This window comes from Brevibacillus sp. FW301-21C12A (assembly GCF_058788915.1).
The window spans coordinates 20,183-36,537 of record NZ_JBYTBG010000044.1; the positions used below are offsets into that span (position 1 = coordinate 20,183).

The 16,355-nt window shown below is 55.2% G+C and carries 19 protein-coding genes; 7 read left to right on the plus strand and 12 right to left on the minus strand.

Features of this window, described 5'->3' with window-relative positions; all coding sequences use genetic code 11:
* Positions 1 to 20 precede the first annotated feature (20 nt).
* Both AC3WQH_RS21020 and AC3WQH_RS21025 read left to right on the plus strand, forming a co-directional pair.
* Positions 21 to 854 carry a pyrroline-5-carboxylate reductase family protein gene (locus AC3WQH_RS21020; protein ID WP_005827706.1) on the plus strand — a complete coding sequence of 278 codons (834 nt, stop codon included), beginning with the start codon at positions 21 to 23 and terminating at the stop codon, positions 852 to 854.
* 6 nt (positions 855 to 860) lie between these two features.
* Positions 861 to 1,724 (plus strand): NAD(P)-dependent oxidoreductase, encoded by an 864-nt coding sequence (locus AC3WQH_RS21025; RefSeq protein WP_005827704.1) that lies wholly within the window; start codon positions 861 to 863, stop codon positions 1,722 to 1,724.
* Positions 1,725 to 1,847: 123 nt separating this feature from the next.
* Here the strand turns inward: AC3WQH_RS21025 and AC3WQH_RS21030 are convergent, their stop codons facing one another.
* From AC3WQH_RS21030 to fabL, 7 genes are all read right to left on the minus strand, one after another.
* On the minus strand, positions 1,848 to 2,318 hold the full coding sequence (locus AC3WQH_RS21030) for a flavodoxin family protein (protein ID WP_005827702.1): 471 nt from the start codon (positions 2,316 to 2,318) through the stop codon (positions 1,848 to 1,850).
* Between the two features lie 43 nt (positions 2,319 to 2,361).
* Positions 2,362 to 3,609, minus strand: coding sequence for an MFS transporter (locus tag AC3WQH_RS21035; RefSeq protein WP_039970458.1), 1,248 nt, complete (start codon positions 3,607 to 3,609; stop codon positions 2,362 to 2,364).
* A gap of 114 nt (positions 3,610 to 3,723) precedes the next feature.
* Entirely contained in the window at positions 3,724 to 4,944 is a 1,221-nt protein-coding gene (locus AC3WQH_RS21040) for an MFS transporter (RefSeq protein ID WP_005827698.1), read from the minus strand.
* 32 nt (positions 4,945 to 4,976) lie between these two features.
* The gene (locus tag AC3WQH_RS21045) at positions 4,977 to 6,758 is read right to left on the minus strand and encodes an ABC transporter ATP-binding protein (RefSeq protein WP_005827697.1); all 1,782 of its coding nucleotides are present in this window, start codon (positions 6,756 to 6,758) and stop codon (positions 4,977 to 4,979) included.
* Between the two features lie 144 nt (positions 6,759 to 6,902).
* On the minus strand, positions 6,903 to 7,439 hold the full coding sequence (locus AC3WQH_RS21050) for a DUF402 domain-containing protein (protein WP_005827695.1): 537 nt from the start codon (positions 7,437 to 7,439) through the stop codon (positions 6,903 to 6,905).
* 48 nt (positions 7,440 to 7,487) lie between these two features.
* Entirely contained in the window at positions 7,488 to 7,901 is a 414-nt protein-coding gene (locus AC3WQH_RS21055; RefSeq protein WP_005827693.1) for a GNAT family N-acetyltransferase, read from the minus strand.
* Between the two features lie 110 nt (positions 7,902 to 8,011).
* Positions 8,012 to 8,770: an enoyl-[acyl-carrier-protein] reductase FabL gene (fabL, locus tag AC3WQH_RS21060; protein WP_005827692.1), complete on the minus strand. Its 759-nt coding sequence runs from the start codon at positions 8,768 to 8,770 to the stop codon at positions 8,012 to 8,014.
* 196 nt (positions 8,771 to 8,966) lie between these two features.
* Here fabL and yfhS point away from each other — a divergent pair, with 196 nt between their 5' ends.
* Entirely contained in the window at positions 8,967 to 9,191 is a 225-nt protein-coding gene (gene yfhS / locus AC3WQH_RS21065) for a mother cell protein YfhS (RefSeq protein WP_005827690.1), read from the plus strand.
* A gap of 66 nt (positions 9,192 to 9,257) precedes the next feature.
* On the opposite strand, the gene AC3WQH_RS21070 is transcribed toward yfhS, so the two are convergent.
* Complete coding sequence (locus tag AC3WQH_RS21070) at positions 9,258 to 9,962, minus strand: methyl-accepting chemotaxis protein (RefSeq protein ID WP_241764805.1); 705 nt, start codon at positions 9,960 to 9,962, stop codon at positions 9,258 to 9,260.
* Complete coding sequence (locus AC3WQH_RS21075; RefSeq protein WP_005827686.1) at positions 9,884 to 11,233, minus strand: methyl-accepting chemotaxis protein; 1,350 nt, start codon at positions 11,231 to 11,233, stop codon at positions 9,884 to 9,886. Before AC3WQH_RS21075 ends, AC3WQH_RS21070 begins: the two co-directional genes overlap by 79 nt.
* 494 nt (positions 11,234 to 11,727) lie before the next feature.
* On the opposite strand from AC3WQH_RS21075, the gene AC3WQH_RS21080 reads away from it, so the two are divergent.
* Positions 11,728 to 11,880 (plus strand): hypothetical protein, encoded by a 153-nt coding sequence (locus AC3WQH_RS21080; protein ID WP_005827684.1) that lies wholly within the window; start codon positions 11,728 to 11,730, stop codon positions 11,878 to 11,880.
* A gap of 138 nt (positions 11,881 to 12,018) precedes the next feature.
* A complete protein-coding gene (locus AC3WQH_RS21085; RefSeq protein WP_005827682.1) occupies positions 12,019 to 12,177 on the plus strand; it encodes a hypothetical protein in 159 nt (52 codons plus the stop codon).
* A 163-nt stretch (positions 12,178 to 12,340) separates the two neighbouring features.
* On the opposite strand, the gene mutY is transcribed toward AC3WQH_RS21085, so the two are convergent.
* Together mutY and AC3WQH_RS21095 are read right to left on the minus strand one after the other, a co-directional pair.
* A complete protein-coding gene (mutY, locus tag AC3WQH_RS21090; RefSeq protein WP_005827681.1) occupies positions 12,341 to 13,456 on the minus strand; it encodes an A/G-specific adenine glycosylase in 1,116 nt (371 codons plus the stop codon).
* Between the two features lie 20 nt (positions 13,457 to 13,476).
* Positions 13,477 to 13,770, minus strand: a complete 294-nt coding sequence (locus tag AC3WQH_RS21095; RefSeq protein WP_005827679.1) for an MFS transporter — start codon at positions 13,768 to 13,770, stop codon at positions 13,477 to 13,479.
* A 156-nt stretch (positions 13,771 to 13,926) separates the two neighbouring features.
* Here AC3WQH_RS21095 and AC3WQH_RS21100 point away from each other — a divergent pair, with 156 nt between their 5' ends.
* On the plus strand, positions 13,927 to 14,922 hold the full coding sequence (locus AC3WQH_RS21100; protein WP_005827677.1) for a metal-dependent hydrolase: 996 nt from the start codon (positions 13,927 to 13,929) through the stop codon (positions 14,920 to 14,922).
* A gap of 162 nt (positions 14,923 to 15,084) precedes the next feature.
* A complete protein-coding gene (locus tag AC3WQH_RS21105; RefSeq protein WP_005827675.1) occupies positions 15,085 to 15,630 on the plus strand; it encodes a pyridoxamine 5'-phosphate oxidase family protein in 546 nt (181 codons plus the stop codon).
* A gap of 98 nt (positions 15,631 to 15,728) precedes the next feature.
* Here AC3WQH_RS21105 and AC3WQH_RS21110 read toward each other — a convergent pair whose 3' ends face one another.
* Positions 15,729 to 16,175 carry a carboxymuconolactone decarboxylase family protein gene (locus AC3WQH_RS21110; protein WP_492332234.1) on the minus strand — a complete coding sequence of 149 codons (447 nt, stop codon included), beginning with the start codon at positions 16,173 to 16,175 and terminating at the stop codon, positions 15,729 to 15,731.
* Positions 16,176 to 16,355 lie beyond the last annotated feature (180 nt).

The following is a 16,355-nucleotide window of genomic DNA, read 5'->3' on the forward strand; positions in this document are numbered from 1 at the left end:
TGGGACGGGAGGTTTTGTACATGCGCATCGGGATTATCGGATTAGGAAGCATGGGGCAAATGCTTGTGAAGTCGTTTTGCAAAAGCGAAGCGATCCAGCCGGAAAACGTGCTCGTCTTCAACCGGACGCAAGCAAAGGCAGACAAGCTGCAAGCGGAATACGGCGTGACCGTCGCGGCGACCGCGCAAGCGCTATGCGAGCAGGCGGAGCTGATTTTCCTCTGCACGAAGCCGCTCGACGTCTTGCCTGTTTTACGCGGGCTGTCGGTTGCTGCCGACAAGCATATCGTCTCGGTCGCTGCCGGGGTCAGTATCGCGGATGTGGAAACCGTCCACGCCGGGCCAGTCAGCAAAGTGATTCCGACCGTCACTTCCTCGGAGCTGCACGGGGTATCGCTGCTGACAAACAGCGGCAAAGTGAGCGCCGAACAGCGCGAGCATCTGCTTACTCTGCTGTCTGCCATCGGCACGGTACAGGTGGTTACCGATGCCGAAATCGAGACGGCGACGATTTTGAGCAGCAGTGCGCCGGGACTGATCGCGGGGATTCTCGATTCTTTCGCCCAGGCGGCTGTTCGCAAAACGCCGGAGCTGGGGATTGAGGCAGCCCGCAGCATCCTCGTGGAGACGATGCTGGGAACGGCTTTGCTTTTGAAAAACGAACAGCTTGGCTTCGACCAACTGATCGAGCGCGTCGCTACCAAAGGCGGAATTACCGAGGAAGGGCTGCGCGTCCTCGACAAAACCTTGCCGGGCGGCTTTGACGAGCTGTTTGCCATGACATCGTCCAAGCACGCCGCGCTGAAGGAGCTTGTACAAAAACAGGTCGGAGAACACAGCGACGAAAAGGAGTAATCAGACATGATCGTAGGTTGGATTGGCTTGGGCAATATGGGCGTACCGATGGCGGGCAATCTGCTGGCGGCAGGCTATGACGTGAGCGTCTGGAACCGCACCCCGGACAAGGCGGCTCCGCTGGTCGCCCTCGGTGCGAAGCAGGTGGCGTCCCTGCCCCGGCTCGTAGAGGAATGCGACGTACTGTTTACGATGGTCAGCGACGACGAGGCGGTAAAAGCGATCTACACGGGAGCAGACGGCGTGCTGTCCGCGCGTGTATCCGGCAAGCTGGCGATTGACATGAGCACGATTGCGCCGGAGACGTCCCGTTTTCTGGCGGAGCAGGCGAAAAAAGCCGGGCTGCGTTTTCTCGACGCCCCGGTCTCAGGCAGTGTCGGTCCGGCTAAAGAAGCTCAGCTCGTCATCATGGTTGGCGGCGAAAAAGCGGACTACGACGAAGCGAAGCCGCTCTTGGACAAGCTCGGCAAGGCCGCCATTTACCTGGGACCAAACGGCGCAGGCACCTCTGCCAAGTTGGCGATCAATCTCCTGCTCGGCATCACCGTTCAGGGCGTCTCGGAAACGCTGCTGTTCGCCCGCTCGCTCGGGATTGAGACGGAGCAAATGCTGGAGATTATTTCGCAAAGCGCTGTAGGCACTCCGCTGATTCGCGGCAAAGCGGCCTCGATTCTCGCAGACGACTATCCTGCGGCTTTTGCCTTGAAGCATATGGCCAAAGACCTGCGCCTGGCCCGCGAGGCTGGCGTGTCTACGCCGCTGGCGGAATCGGCGCAGGCAACCTATCGTCAAGCGCTGGAGGAAGGGCTGGGCGAGCTGGATCTGATGGCGATTCTGCGTCATCTGCAAGGCCCTTCCCTTACCAAATAGCCAAGCAAACGAAAAAACCGGAGTCGCTCCGGTCTTTTTTGTACAGATAAGAATTTGTAAGATTCTTATCCACTAAGGCTACGCCAAAGACTTGGCGCAGCCACGTTTTCTAACATCCAGCCGCTACAGCCTGGCCTTCAGCCATGCGTTGAGTTGTTGGGCCTCGGCCACGGCCCGCGCGTCTGCGAGCACATCCCCCGGCTTGTTGCCTTCGCCAATGATGTAGCCCGCATATGGCATCTCGACAAAGGAAAAGACGTACTGGAACTGCTGAATCAGCGGCAGCCCTTTCAGCCGCGGCTGGTCGCCGCCCGTCGCGATGACGTAGGCTTGTTTTTGTCCGAGCGATTCCTTGAACGCATAGCGTTCGTCGCGCAAACTTTGCGACCAGCGATCGACGTAGTTTTTCATATGGCCGGACATGCCGTACCAGTAAATCGGCGTGGCGAAAATCAAAAAGTCATGGGCGAGCACCGCTTCCGTGACCTCGTCGTAGTCGTCTGCCACCGCCGTAAAGCCGCCTTCCGCATGCCGCTGATCGTGAATCGGGAGAATGTTTTTTTCCCGCAGGCGAATGCTGGTGTGTTCGATCATTGTAGCAAAAAACCCTCCAGCTTTCGCCAGAGGGTATCGCCTTTTAAAAAGTTTGCCCCTGCTCCTGCTCACCTGCATGCGCGGGCCACTTTTGCCACAGCCGCCATGCCAAGCCAACTGCCACCGCCAGCAGCAGACCAGAGAGCAAATAAACGGCACGCGTGCCGAGCCACTGGGCCAAAGCTCCCATCACCAGCGAGGACAGCCCGAAAACAAGCGCGTCGAGCGTGCCTTTTGCAGACAAGACGTAAGGCAATGCCGCTTGCTCTGTCTCCTGCTGCAAAATCGTCTGCTTGCTCACCAGCGCAATCTCCAGAAACGGACCAAGCGCAAAGGAAAACAGCAAAGCCGCCAAAGGGTAAGGCGTGCTGCCAAACAGCAAGGTCATGAGCGCGGAACCGCTAACTCCCGCCACCAGCCAGCGCGGCAACTGCCGGTTCATCCGCCCGGCGTACTTCAAAAGCAAAGTGCCGCCGATGATCGAGCCAAGCAGGTAGCCCGCATTGATGTATCCCCACCACTCTTCGCCCTGCCCCAGCACTTCCAGGACATAAGGGAGCAAAATCGCCGCGATCCAGACTGCGCCCGCGATGCCCATGACGACATCCAGCGCCACCAGTTGCCGCAGTAGCGGCACATTGCGGATCGTTTTCCAGCCCGTAAGCCAATCTCCCTGCGGCTGCTGGGGAGAGACACGCAAGCCCGCTTCGCCTTCGGCATTAGCCAGCTTGGGCTTGACTCCCAGCATGGCGAGCGTTGCCAAGACGTAGGCGGCCACTGTGCCCCAGAGAACGGTGCTCGCTCCCAGCCAGGCCACGAGCAAGCCCCCTGCCGCCCATCCGGCAAAATGAACCGTCTGATCGGAAGTCGCGAGCAGGCCGTTTGCTCGCATCAGCTCTTGGCGGAGCACAAGCTGCGGCACCAGCGCATTGCGCGCCGGGTTTGCCCAGCCGTCCATGAAGGCGATCATCGCCCCGAGACTGTAGAGCAGCCAGAGCCATTGCGTCCCCGTCTCCCTGTCCACGCAAACAGCCGCTGCCGCCAGCAATGCCGTTTTCAGCGCTTGCGACAAGACGAGCATGCGCGAAAGCGTCCATCTGCGAAAAAAGAGCGGCGCGGTCAAGCCGCTGACAGACTGCGCCGACAAAATCACTACGGGCACAAACGCCGTGTACATCACCGAGCCGGACGCCGCGTAGATGACCGAAATGAACGCCACAATGTAAAAAACATCCCCCAGATTGGCCAATGTCTGACCCGCCCAGAGGCAAACGAATCGTCTATGCCACACGATGCACAACCTCCTGTCGGTTCAGGACCGTTCCCGACGTCCTGACGGAATATGCAATTATTCCTGCCGACTTTTCATCACAATGGAGGTGCACCTCTTTTCGTCAACTATGTTTTATTCTATTCCAGATTCTGTAGACTGTACAGATTTGTTGCGGAAAAAGCTGTAGTACACCCAGCCCGCGTTGATGAACAAAAAAGCGCTCGTCATGAAAAACACGCCGTTGATGCTCACGTACCCGGCCATAAAGCCGCCGATCATCGGCCCGAGCATGCTCCCGATGCTGACGAAGCTGTTGTTGTAGCCGTAGACGCGGCTGACCATATGCGCAGGGGTTGCGCGGCGCAGCAGCGCGTTGACAGAAGGCAGCAAGCCGCCGAGCGACAGCCCGAGCAAAAAGCGCAGGACCACCAGTTGCCACACCGTCCAGACCAGCCCTTGCGGAATGAACAGGAAGGCCGCCGCGAGCAAGGCGAACAACAGCACTTTTTGCGAGCCGAACCGATCTCCCAGCCGTCCCAACTGCGGAGAAGCGAACACGTTGGCAATCCCCATCGCCGCCTGGACAATTCCCGCCCACAGCGCTACCTTCGCCCCTTCCGAGCTGACCAACTGCGAGATGTAGATCGGCAAGACAGGCACGATGCTGAACAGCGCAAACTGGATCATCACGGTTACAAAAAAGAGCGCCGGCAGCTCTTTGGACGAAAAGATCATCTGAAAATCTTCCTTCAGGCTGGAGCGGTCCTTTTTTTCTGGTGGAACAAACGTCTCTTTTACCGTAAACGTAATGACCAAAGTAGCGAGCAAAAGCAGGCTGCCTGTCACCACGAAGATCATCCGAAAGCCGATCTGATTCGCCAGCACACCGCCAAAAAGCGGTCCCATGATCGTGCCTGCCGTAATAAACGATTGCAGTAACCCCTGCGCCCAGCCGATCCGTTCTTTCGGCACAGACGAAGCTACGAGCGCCGTGCTGGCCGGAATGATCCCGCCCACAAGCCCGTTAATCAGCCGCAGCGCCAAAAGCTGCCACAAGCTTCCGGCAAAGCCCGTCAGCGCAACCGTGATCGACATGAAGTAGCCGGAGCGCAAAATCATGATCTTGCGCCCGTGCTTGTCAGCCAGATTGCCCCAGATCGGGGACACCAGCCCTGCGGTCAAAAAGTTGGCCCCAAAAATGATCCCCGCCCACGCCGTTACCTGGTGCGGATCGTCAATTCCGAAGTCTTGCTGAATGTAGAGCGGCAAAAACGGCATAATCATGCTCATAGCGACCATGACGACAAACAGCGATCCACATAGCACGTATAAATTGCGTCGCCATATCTCCATCTAACTCCCTCCATTCCCCCCTGGTCAATCAATCACTTTGCGCCTGTCTCAGACGCTGTTCCAAAATCCTGGACGCTCCACAGGCTATGGTACACTCCTTTTTGCGCAAGCAGCTCCTCGTGCTTGCCTTGCTCGACAATTTGCCCCTCGCGCATGACCACGATCTTGTCCGCATGCGTGATCGTAGACAGGCGATGCGCCACGATCAGCGTCGTCCGGCCTTTGGTCAGGCGAGCCAGCGACTCCTGAATCATGTGCTCCGACTCCAGATCAAGGGCAGAGGTCGCCTCGTCCAAAATGAGAATGCCCGGATTGCGCAAGAAAACCCGCGCGATGGCAATTCGCTGCTTTTGACCCCCGGACAGCTTCACGCCGCGCTCGCCCAGCTCGGTGTCGTAGCCTTGGGGCAGCTCGCTGATAAAATCATGCGCGTTGGCCGCGCGCGCCGCTTCCTCGACAGCCTGCTGATCCGCCGCCGGATTCCCCATCAGGATATTGATTTTGGCAGATTCACTAAACAAAATATTATCCTGCTGCACCAAGCCGATATGATGGCGCAAGTTTTGCTGCTTCAGCTCGCGAATGTCGATGCCATCTATCGTAATCCGCCCTTCTGTCACATCCCAAAAACGCGGCAACAGGCTAATCAGAGACGATTTTCCGCCGCCGGACATCCCGACGATCGCCACGGTCTCGCCTGGTTTAATTGTCAGGTTCACGTCCTGCAAAACGAGCGGCCCGTCTTCCCGGTAGCGGAACGAAACGTGCTCAAAGCGAATTTCTCCCCGGATGCGCCCCGTCGCAGGATCAACAGGCAGCTCGCTCGCGTGGGGACTGTCCACGATGTCGTAGGACTCGTCGAGAAACTCGAACATCCGGTCCATCGAGGCGATCGCTTGCGTCAAAACGGTGCTGGAGTTGACCAGACGCCGCAACGGCGTGTACAGACGCTCCAAATAGGCGTAAAACGCCACCAGCGTCCCTACGCTCATGCTGCCGCCGATCACCTGATAGCCCGCGTAGGCGATGACGAAAAGCGGCGCGATATCGGTGACCGTATTGACGACGGAAAACGTCCGCGCGTTCCAGCGCGTATGCTCCAGCGCCTTGTCCAGAAACTGGTTGTTTTCCTTGGCAAATCCTTTGCTCTCGTGGCTCTCCAGCGCAAAGCTGCGGATCAGCGCCATGCCGTTCACGCGCTCGTACAAGTATCCTTGCAGCCGGGCCAGCGCGGCAGAGCGCTCCCTCGTCAACTGGCGCAGTTTTTTGTAAAAGTATTTGACGGAAAAACTGTACAACGGAAAGACGACGATGGCGACAAGCGTCAGCTCGACGTCCATGGAAAACATAATCAACAGCGTCAGGCCGATCGTAATCAGATCGAGCCACAAATTCATCAGGCCCGTCTCCACAAAGCTTTTCGTGGACTCCACGTCGTTAATGACCCGGGAAATGACCTCGCCCGTCTTCGTGTTGTTGTAGTAGCGCATCGAGAGCCGCTGCAAATGGGCATAAAGCTGATTGCGAATGTCAAACAAAATTTTGCTGGACACCCACTGCGCGTAATATTGGCGAATGTACTCGACAGGCGCACGCACCACCGTAAACACCAAAAACGCGGCGAGCATCAGCCAGAACAGTTGCGTCAGCTTTTCCTCGCGGGGAATCGGGCTTGGCAGCAGATCGTCAATCACGTATTTGATGAGAAGCGGCAGAGCAAGCGGAATGGAAAATTTGATGATGCCTATGAATATGGTCCCCAATATTTGTTTCCAATAGGGCATGACATATGCCAAATAGCGGCGTATGCTCAACCAGCATACCTCCCTTACATAGAAACTTGGCTGTGCCCGATTCGTTCAGGCACAGCCAAATTTGCACGTATGTGATCGTGCTTCGCCTTTTTCAAGTTTAGGACAGTACAAGGAAATCCCTCCCCCGGATTTACGGGAAAGGGATTATTCCTCATCGTCTCGCACTAAAAGATACCGCTCGTACCAGCGTTGAACAAAGCCGTTCTGAAAAGGGCCGCGGCGCGCGCTTACCCAGTCCAGCACTTCTCGCAGCGCTGTCTGTACTTTTTCCACGACAAACGGAGGGTAGTTCATCTGTTTGCTGTGCAACAGAAACTCCTCTTCATCGAGAATCGAATACGTCATGTCGGGAAACACCTTTACATCGAGATCATAGTCTATGTAGCTAAGAAGCTGACCCTTCATGCTGAAGGGCGAACCAATGTTGCAGTAATAGTAGATGCCGTCGTCGCGAATCATAGCAATGGTATTGAACCACTGGCCCCGACCAAAAGTACAAATGGCCGGCTCACGCGTGCGCCACTCCCGCCCGTCTGCTTCTGTCACCTTGACCCGATCGTTTCCCCCAATCACCACCGCATCACTGGTGTGAATCAGCGTGGATTTGTCCCATATGCGGTGCAGCGAATGATCGTGTTTATAGCTTTCAATGCGGATATTGGAGCCCGGAGTTGGTGACATGACTCTCCCCTTTCTTCTCTTCTCTATTTGAATGGGGACAAGCCTCCTTTAGGAAGAGAGCTTTTTGGAAAGCGTAACAAATTTTTGTACTTCGTAGCCAAGCGAAAGGTAAAACGGAAGGACTTCCGGATTCGCCTGATTGACCATAATCAGGACGTTGTTGACGCCTCGTTGTTTGAAGCGCTTTTCGATGGCAGACACGAGTTCGCGGCCAATGCCGGAACCTTGCATCTCGGGGAGAACAGCCAGCCGGTAAAAATAGGCGCGCGCTCCGTCGATCGTGCCGACCACGACCCCAACAACTCTGCCGTCTTTTTCCGCAACCATAACCAAATCGCTGTCCCATGCCAACTGTTGGGCCAAATCGTTCAACGACTCCGTGTCCGATTGGTCCAAACCCGTCTGTTGCCAGATACTTGTGATAGCCGAATAGTCACCGAGCCGAAACGGACGAATCAGCATACGTTGCCTCCTTCGTAACCTTCTTCCTCTATTGTACAACACATGGACAACTTTGTCTTGTGTAGTGAGACGTCAAAGTCGCCAACTCCTGGTCACCGCAAAAGCACAAACTAGGTCAAAAGGGAAATGCCGCCGTCGACAATCAAGGTTTGTCCGCGCACCATCCAGGCCTTGTCCGAAACCAAAAACATCACGGCATTCGCCAGGTCTTCCGGCTCTACAATCCGCCCTGCCGGCGTGCGTTGCGCGGAGCTGCCGAGCAGTTCTTCGCGATTCGGGAAGTGCTTGAGCGCATCGGTGTCCACAGCGCCGCCGGAAACTGCATTGACAACGATATTGTGCGGTGCCAGCTCGACAGCCAGGTAGCGCGTGATCGCTTCTACAGCCGCTTTGGATACGCCAACCGCCGTGTAGTTGTCCAGCACGCGGATGGAGCCAAGGCTGGAGAGGCTGACGATCTTCCCGCCATTGCCGCCTTTAATCATTAGTTTTGCCGCTTCTTGCGCACAGAACAACAGCGCTTTGCTGTTAATTTCCATCGTCCAGTCCCAATGGCTCTCTTCCAGTTCCATCAACGGGCGCAAAACGCCGGAAGCCGCGTTGTTGATCAACACGTCCAGACGACCAAATTCCTGGTCGATCTCCGCGAACAGTTCCTTGATTTTCGCTACGTCACCTACGTTTGCTTTGACCAGGTGCACGCGCGCTCCTTTTGCTTCCAGCTCAGCAGCCGCTTCGCGCGCTGCGGAACGGTTGCGCAAATAGTTCAAGACCAGATCGTAGCCCTGTTCGGCCAACTGCAGCGCAATCGCCTTGCCGATGCCGCGCGTCCCGCCAGTCACCAATGCCACTTTTTTTGTCGTATTCATAAAAGCAATGCCCCCTACTCACCAACTATTAACAGCAGGTACTAATAAGTCAAAATCACTTTTTCATTATACAACTCCACTCCTGCTTTTGCTACCGCGAGCAAAAATCTCCTCTGACTAAAGCCATGCCGCAAACAGCCATACTAAACACGCCAAAAGCCAGCCGAGCGGCTACAGACAAAGGAGGAACGAAGCGATGTACATAGGACGCGACTTGTCCGAGTTGACCATGGTCCCGCTGGCACAGTGGGAACTCAACGAGCTGTTGCACTACCACGATTCGTTTTCGCAGCTCGCCCCTTATTTGAGTGCAGAGGGCGCTTCGCTGCATGTAAAAGTGATTCGCGAGCTGGAATCACGCGGTCCGGTCGGCGGCGACAGCGGAGGCTGGGATCATGCTTCCAAGCCGATTTACGACTGATCGCACTTCGCAAAAAAAACCGGCTGCCAAACAGACGAGGCTGTCTGCTGCACCGGGTTTTTGCTTTTAAATCTTGAATTTGCCGATCTGCTCCTGGAGATCTTCTGCCAATCGCTCCAGTGACATTGCGGAGGACGCGATCTCTTCCATGGAAGCGAGCTGCTCCTCTGCTGCTGCGGATACGCTCTGCGTGCCGTCCGAAGCTTTCAAGGTCACATCGGAAATATGGTTGATTAGCTCGACGACCAACTGGGTCTGCTCGGAAATATCTTGCGAAGCCTGGGAGACTCGGCCAATTTTCAGCGCCACATCATCGACCGCAGACTGGATTTGCTCAAACGAACGCCCAGCCTCGTACACTTTGTCAATCCCTTCCGTCACTTCCCGCTTGCTCTTTTCCATGACGTCAACGGCATTGTCTGTCTCCTGCTGGATCGCCGCAATCAAATGGCTGATCTGCTCGGCCGACGCCGATGACTGCTCGGCCAGCTTTCGCACCTCGTCTGCTACTACCGCAAATCCGCGGCCGGACTCGCCCGCCCGCGCCGCTTCGATGGCTGCGTTCAACGCGAGCAAATTGGTCTGGCTAGCAATGGCGGTAATGACATCGACAATTTTTCCGATTTCTTGCGAGCGCACTCCGAGATTGTCCACGACTTTTGCCAGACTCAGGATTGATTCGCTGGAGGCGGTCATTTGCTGCACTGCCGATTGGACGGAGCGGTTTCCTTCCGCCGCAACGGTTGCAGTCTGCTTTGCCGTGTCGGACACTTCCGCCGTGTAGTTGGCGATTTGGCTGATCCGCTGCGACATTTGCTCGACGGCTGCGGTACTCTTTTGCGTATGCGATACTTGCTGCTCTGTGCCTGTGTGCCTGTCGCCATGTCCTGCATCGTCGTCGCAATCTGCTCGGTCGCCTTGCTCGTCTGGTCTGCGCTTGCCGAGAGTTCCTCTGCGGATGCCGCCAGTTGCTGGACAGAATCGTTTACGGAGTAAAGCAAGGAACGGAGCGATTCAGCCATATGGTTGAATGTTTTCGCCAGCACGCCCAACTCGTCGTCGCTTTTGACTTCCACCTGCTGGGTCACGTCGCCCTGGCTCATTTTTTCCGCCGCATCTGTCAACTGTTGCAACGGACGCAGCAACGAGCGCAAAATGCTGTACACGATTCCCGCTCCAATGACGATCGTAATCGCGACGACCAGCAATGTTCTGTAAAAGATCGGGCTGGCCGCAACCTCTGCTTCGGTGCGGTACATGACGCCCATCAGTTTCCAGCCTGTTTGCTCGTTGGTGACAAAAGTCGCCTTCGCGTCATTTCCTTCATCCGTAAAGCCAAACTTCCCTTCGGTTTGGGCGTAAAGGTCTTCCACCCACGGCTGTGTCGCGTCAGCGCCTGGCGTTCCGGTCGGATGGATGAGCAGCTTGCGGTTTGCATCGAAAATAGACATGTATCCTTTGCTGCCGATTTTCGCTTGTTTCACGGTTTCGTTGAGCGCGGTCAACTGAATGTCGATTCCAAGCACGCCCGAACGGTCAGACAAAGCTTTGGCCAAACCTACAACTACATTCCCTGTAATTGCATCAATGTACGGGTCCGTAATGATCGTCTTGTCAGGCTCGGCCATTGCCGCCTGGTACCAGGGGCGTTTGCGCGGATCGTAATCGGCAGACAGCTTGGCGTCTGTCGCCGTCAGCATCTTGCCATTTTCCTCGCCGATGTAGACCTCGCCAATGTCCGGATGCAGTTTGTGGAAGGTTTGCAGCTTTTTACGGGCAGAGCTTCTCATCTGCTCCGTCAGTTCTTCTTTCCCGATCTCGGAAGCGATCAGCTCCAAATCGCGGGATTGCGCCTCCAGTGTACGGTCCAACAGCTCGTCCACCAAGCGAACGTTCTCGGCGGCCGTCATCAACAGTTGTTCCTCCAGCCGATCCTTGGCACTCTGATAAGAGAGCAAACCAAGAGTGAGCACGGGAACAATCAAGATGAGGGAGAACGAAGCAATCAGCTTGGCTCGAACGGTCAATCTTGGCATTTTCATCCGACTTCATCACCTTTTCGCATAGTCTCGTTGTCTGATATACTTACCCGCTATATCAAGCTGGCTAAACCAATAATCGCACATCCTTTTACTTTTTATTATATTTTATTATTTTCAGAATTAACTTTCTTCAGAATTTAGGTAAAAAGTGCTTTACAACAAGAAAAAAATGCCATATTCTAAGGTTACGTTTTACGACACTACTACTCGAAGGAAGGAGGCTGCAACATGATGACTGTACTCGCTTTTGCACCTGCATTCACTGATCGTCTAATCGTTGCCAAAACTGCATATAACAGCGCCTCCTGGACCGACGAATTGTAGATGGATTCGTATCTTCAGCATTCTCATTCGTCAATTACCAGACCATGGGCGTTGTAGCTTGTGGTCTTTCGTTTGCTTTGTGACGCCAAGAGACCGCAGGCATTAGCCCGTGGTCTTTTTCTTGGCGACAACCATCCATTTTCTTCCATATTGAGAGGAGGTGATTTGACATGGTACTGAACTTCTTGCTGTTCACTGTCAAGATCGAGCGCAAACAAGTGAAACCCGAAGAGCGCATGGCCGCTTACGCCCGCGCCCGCTATCTGGAGGAACGCGCCGAGGCGCACGCTTTTGAAGCCGCACAATTTGTTAGCCGCATCTAATTTTTGGTTTTACATTTTACATTGGGAGGGATTTTGTATGAAAAACAGACAAAGACGTCAGATGATGAGATTTACAGGAGTCAAAGCGATAGACGGCGGCTGACTGCACTACACACCAGGGATGGGAGGTGGACCTTCATGTACATTCCAATGATTTTCTTCACCATTATTATTGAGAAGCGGAAATTGACCCCTGAGCAGCGCGAAACACGGTATTTGCAGCAAAAAGCGATCGCTGAGTGGGAAGAGCGGAAGCATCAGATTGCGATGCAGTTTCCGGAATTTCTCTACCGATAAGACAAACAAGCACATTCAGGAAGATCATGCCCGATACGGCGTGATCTTCTTTTTTTGCCGATTGGCGACACAGGCGTGACGGACAGACCGCGCAGCAGCCACAACTGCAACAACGAAAAAAGCTGCCGAGAGAACCCTCGACAGCTTTTTGCCAGTGAGCAGCTTATTTGCTTTTTTGCCCGAGCAGCTCGCGGATTTTGTGGTGGGCCATCGGGAACGTGTACGCATCCAGCTCGCTCCAGGCGGCAAAACGCGCATGGCCCGGCAACTCGCCCCCCTCGATCCAGTCACAGGACCAGACCTGCATGTTCCACTGCAAATGGGAAAAAACGTGCTGCACCGCGCCGAGCGGCTCCAGAACCTCGATGTCGATTCCGAATCGTTCGCTGATTCCACGCGCGAGCGCCTCTCTTTTGGCGGCATCCTTTTGCTGCTCCGTCTCCACCATGGGAAACTCCCACATGCCTGCCAACAGCCCTTGATCGGGGCGTTTGTTAATCAGCACCTTGCCGTCGCGTTCGATGATCGCCACTTGCAGATCGACAGGACGTGGCGGTTTCGCTTTGCCCTTGATCGGCAACTCCTCCTGCACACCCTCCTGCCGCGCCATACAGTAATCAAACACCGGACAGGTCAGGCACTGCGGCGTGCGCGGCAGGCAGACCATCGCCCCCAGCTCCATCAGCGCCTGGTTAAAATCGCCTGCCCGGCCTTCCGGGATCACCTGGCGCACGAGATGCTCGATCTTGATGCGGGTAGCGGGCTTCGCGATGTCATCCGTCAAGTACAGCAGCCGGGAAAAAACGCGCATGACGTTCCCGTCGACAGCAGGCTCCGGCTTTTCGTAGGCAATGCTTAAAATCGCCCCCGCCGTGTACGGCCCTACGCCTTTCAAAGTGGCGATCTCCTCCGGCGTGTCCGGCACGACTCCTCCGTAGCGGGCCGTCACCTCGCGCGCTGCCGCCTGCAGATTGCGAGCGCGGGAATAGTAGCCAAGTCCTTCCCATGCTTTTAACACTTCGTCTTCTGGTGCATTTGCCAAATCGACAACCGTCGGAAATTTTTCCATGAAATTCGCATAATAAGGCTTAACGGTCTCTACTCTTGTCTGCTGCAGCATGATTTCCGACACCCACACCCGATACGGATCGCGGTTGATCCGCCACGGCAGATCCCGCTTTTGCGAGTCGTACCAGGCAAGCAAATCGTGCGAAAAGCCGAAGACGTGAAATTCCTCCGGGAGAGTGTACCGCAAGCCGGTTTCTTTTTTCCTTGCCATTTCTTCGTCGTCTGCTCCTTCTATTGTGGTAACGCGGCTGGACGAAACGCCCAAACGTGCAGCTTGTCCGCTCCGCCCGCTACACAGTCGCAAAACGCGCGGTCTGCCAAGCGGTGTGCCTTGATCTGTTCGTATTCGTGCACAGTCTCAACTTCAAAGGCTTCGACAAACAAGCCCGGCTGATCCAGTCCTTCCATACAGCGGTACTGGCGCGCCCCCAACGCCTCCATGCTCTCAGCCATGGATGCGAGCAGCCGCAGAGCCTGATCGCGTTTTTCCGATTGCAGCTTGTATTCGATAAACACGGTTAGCATGCGACATGTCCCTCCTTGATCTATTCATCATACCCTTTTTGCAAAAGCGGGAACAAGCTCACAATTTTTTTCAGCGGAGGAGGGAATTATGTCGCCTCACACGCTATAATAAACAATAACAACAGCCTGGAAGGAAAGGAGGAAGACAACGATTCCATGGATACTGCCACACACTTTGCCATGGGCTTCGGATTGGCCGGGCTCGCCTACCTCGATCCTGTCGTAGCTTCTTCTCCCTCGCTTGCGGCTGCCGTTATGATCGGCACGGTCATCGGTTCGCAAGCACCCGATCTGGATGGGTTGGTCCGCCTCCGCGGCACGGCTGCCTATATACGCAACCATCGGGGCGTTTCTCACTCTGTACCGGCCTTGTTTTTATGGACAGGAGCCATTTTTGGGCTCATTCAGGCATTGATGCCACAGACCTCCTGGCTGCATCTGCTGGGCTGGATCTTTCTGGCCGTCTGCCTGCACGTCTTCGTCGATTTGTTCAATTCCTATGGCACAAAGGGCTTGTATCCGTTTCGCGACAAATGGGTCGCCCTCAACGCCATTTTCATTTTTGACCCGTTCATTTTTGCCGCTCATCTCGTCGGCTTCATGCTCTGGGCAGCGGGCGCTCACCCTGGGCGAAGCTTTCTCTTGATTTACCTCGTGATCGCCGTGTACTACTACTGGCGCTGCCAGGTGCAAAAGCGGACGACAGAGCTTGTTCGCGCGCGCATCGGCAAGCCTGGCATGTACACGATCATCCCTACCCTTTCCTGGACGCACTGGACGTTTGTCGCCAAAACCGAGCAGCACTGGTACGTGGGCGAAGTGCACTCCGGCGACGTGGCGATTTTGGACACTTTCTCCATCAAGCCTGAAAACGAAGTGATCGCCGCTGCCAAAAAAAGCTTCAAGGTCCAGTCCTTCCTCGCCTTCACGCACCACGTTCACGTAGAAACGAAGGAACGCCCCTTCGGCTACGAGGTAAAATGGATTGACCTGCGCTACCGCTCCCGTTTTCAAGGAAAAAGCCACTACATGTTCGTCGCCGTTGTCCATCTCGACTACGAATTGAATATCCGGGACTCCTTCGTCGGCTGGATTCACCGCGGAGAGGAACAGCTCGCCAAAAAGCTCGACTCCAAGCGCCAGCTCGGGTAGCCCGCAAGACAAGACCGCCAACCGCTCTTTTGGGAAAAGGGCGGTTTTTTTGCATCTGACCTGCTCAATTTGATGAAAATTGCACCTTTTTCCCAAGTCAAAAACCGACTACGATCAGGCTACACCCAAAAAACGTTGAGCTGTCAGACGGGAGGACTTTACATGATACCGATTCGCTATTCCAAACGCACGATTACGGACCAGGAACAGATCGCACAGTTTTTGCAGCAGGCCAAGGTCGGCCATCTCGGGCTGTCCAATGAGCGCGAGCCGTATGTGTTGCCGCTCAATTTCGCCTGGTGGAACGGCTGTATTTACTTTCACGGCGCGGACTCCGGTCGCAAGGTCGAGATGATAAACGCCAACAGCCGGGTATGCTTCAGCGTCTGCGAAGAGTACGGCACGATTGCCTCGCCTGTGCCTGCCCATGTGGATACGGCGTACATGAGCGTCTTTTTGGCGGGGACGATTGAACGCGTGCAGGAGCCATCCGAAATGCGCGAGGCGATGCAGGCGCTGCTGGACAAATACGTGCCGGGCTACTTTTCCGAGCCGCTGCCTTTGCAACATGTGCTCAAATACCGCTCGTCCGTGGGCAGCGCGACCGCCATCTTCCGCATCACGCCGGAGACGCTTACAGCCAAGGGCAATCCGCTGGCCGAAGAAAAGCAATTTTATCCGGGGCGAAAAGTGGAGATGGACGTGTAGCACGGCTGAAAGCATAAGCAAAGCAAAACGACACGCCCCTTTTCGTGGGAACGTGTCGTTTTCGCTTCGGTGGTCACCTGACAAGCCAGACGCCTGCTTTAGCGGTTGTATGGAGCAGACATGCCTGTTGCAATCGCAAGCCGGTTCCAGCTATTGATCGTGTTGATCGCCATAATCAGCGCGACGTACTGGCTCTCGTCAAAATGCTTTCGCACTTGCTCGTAGATGGCATCGGAAACGCCATTTTGCGCGATCTGCGTCACCGCCTCGGTCAAGGCCAGAACCGCACGTTCCGCATCGGTATAGACAGCGGCTTCGCGCCAGGCGTTCAGCAGGTAAATGCGCTGCTCCGTCTCGCCGAGCTTGCGCGCATCCTGCGTATGCATATCCAGACAAAAGGCGCAGCCGTTGATTTGCGAAGCGCGAATTTTAATCAGCTCGACCAGCTTCTTGTCGAGCCCGCTCTCGTTCACGAATTTTTCAAGCTGCAGCATGGCTTGGTACGCCTGGGGGTTGGCTTGGTGGTAGTTGAATCTCGCTTGCATGTTCATCTTCCCTCTCCACTCGAATTTGACCTTTCAGTCTCAAAGACGAGCGACCTCCCCCGTTTGTGACCGATTGCCGCCATTTATTTTTTGCAGATGCGCCCACTAGCGTTGCATTAATCTTTTCCCATCATTCAAAATACACATAATCTTTGGTATTTGGTTGTCTAGGGAACAAAA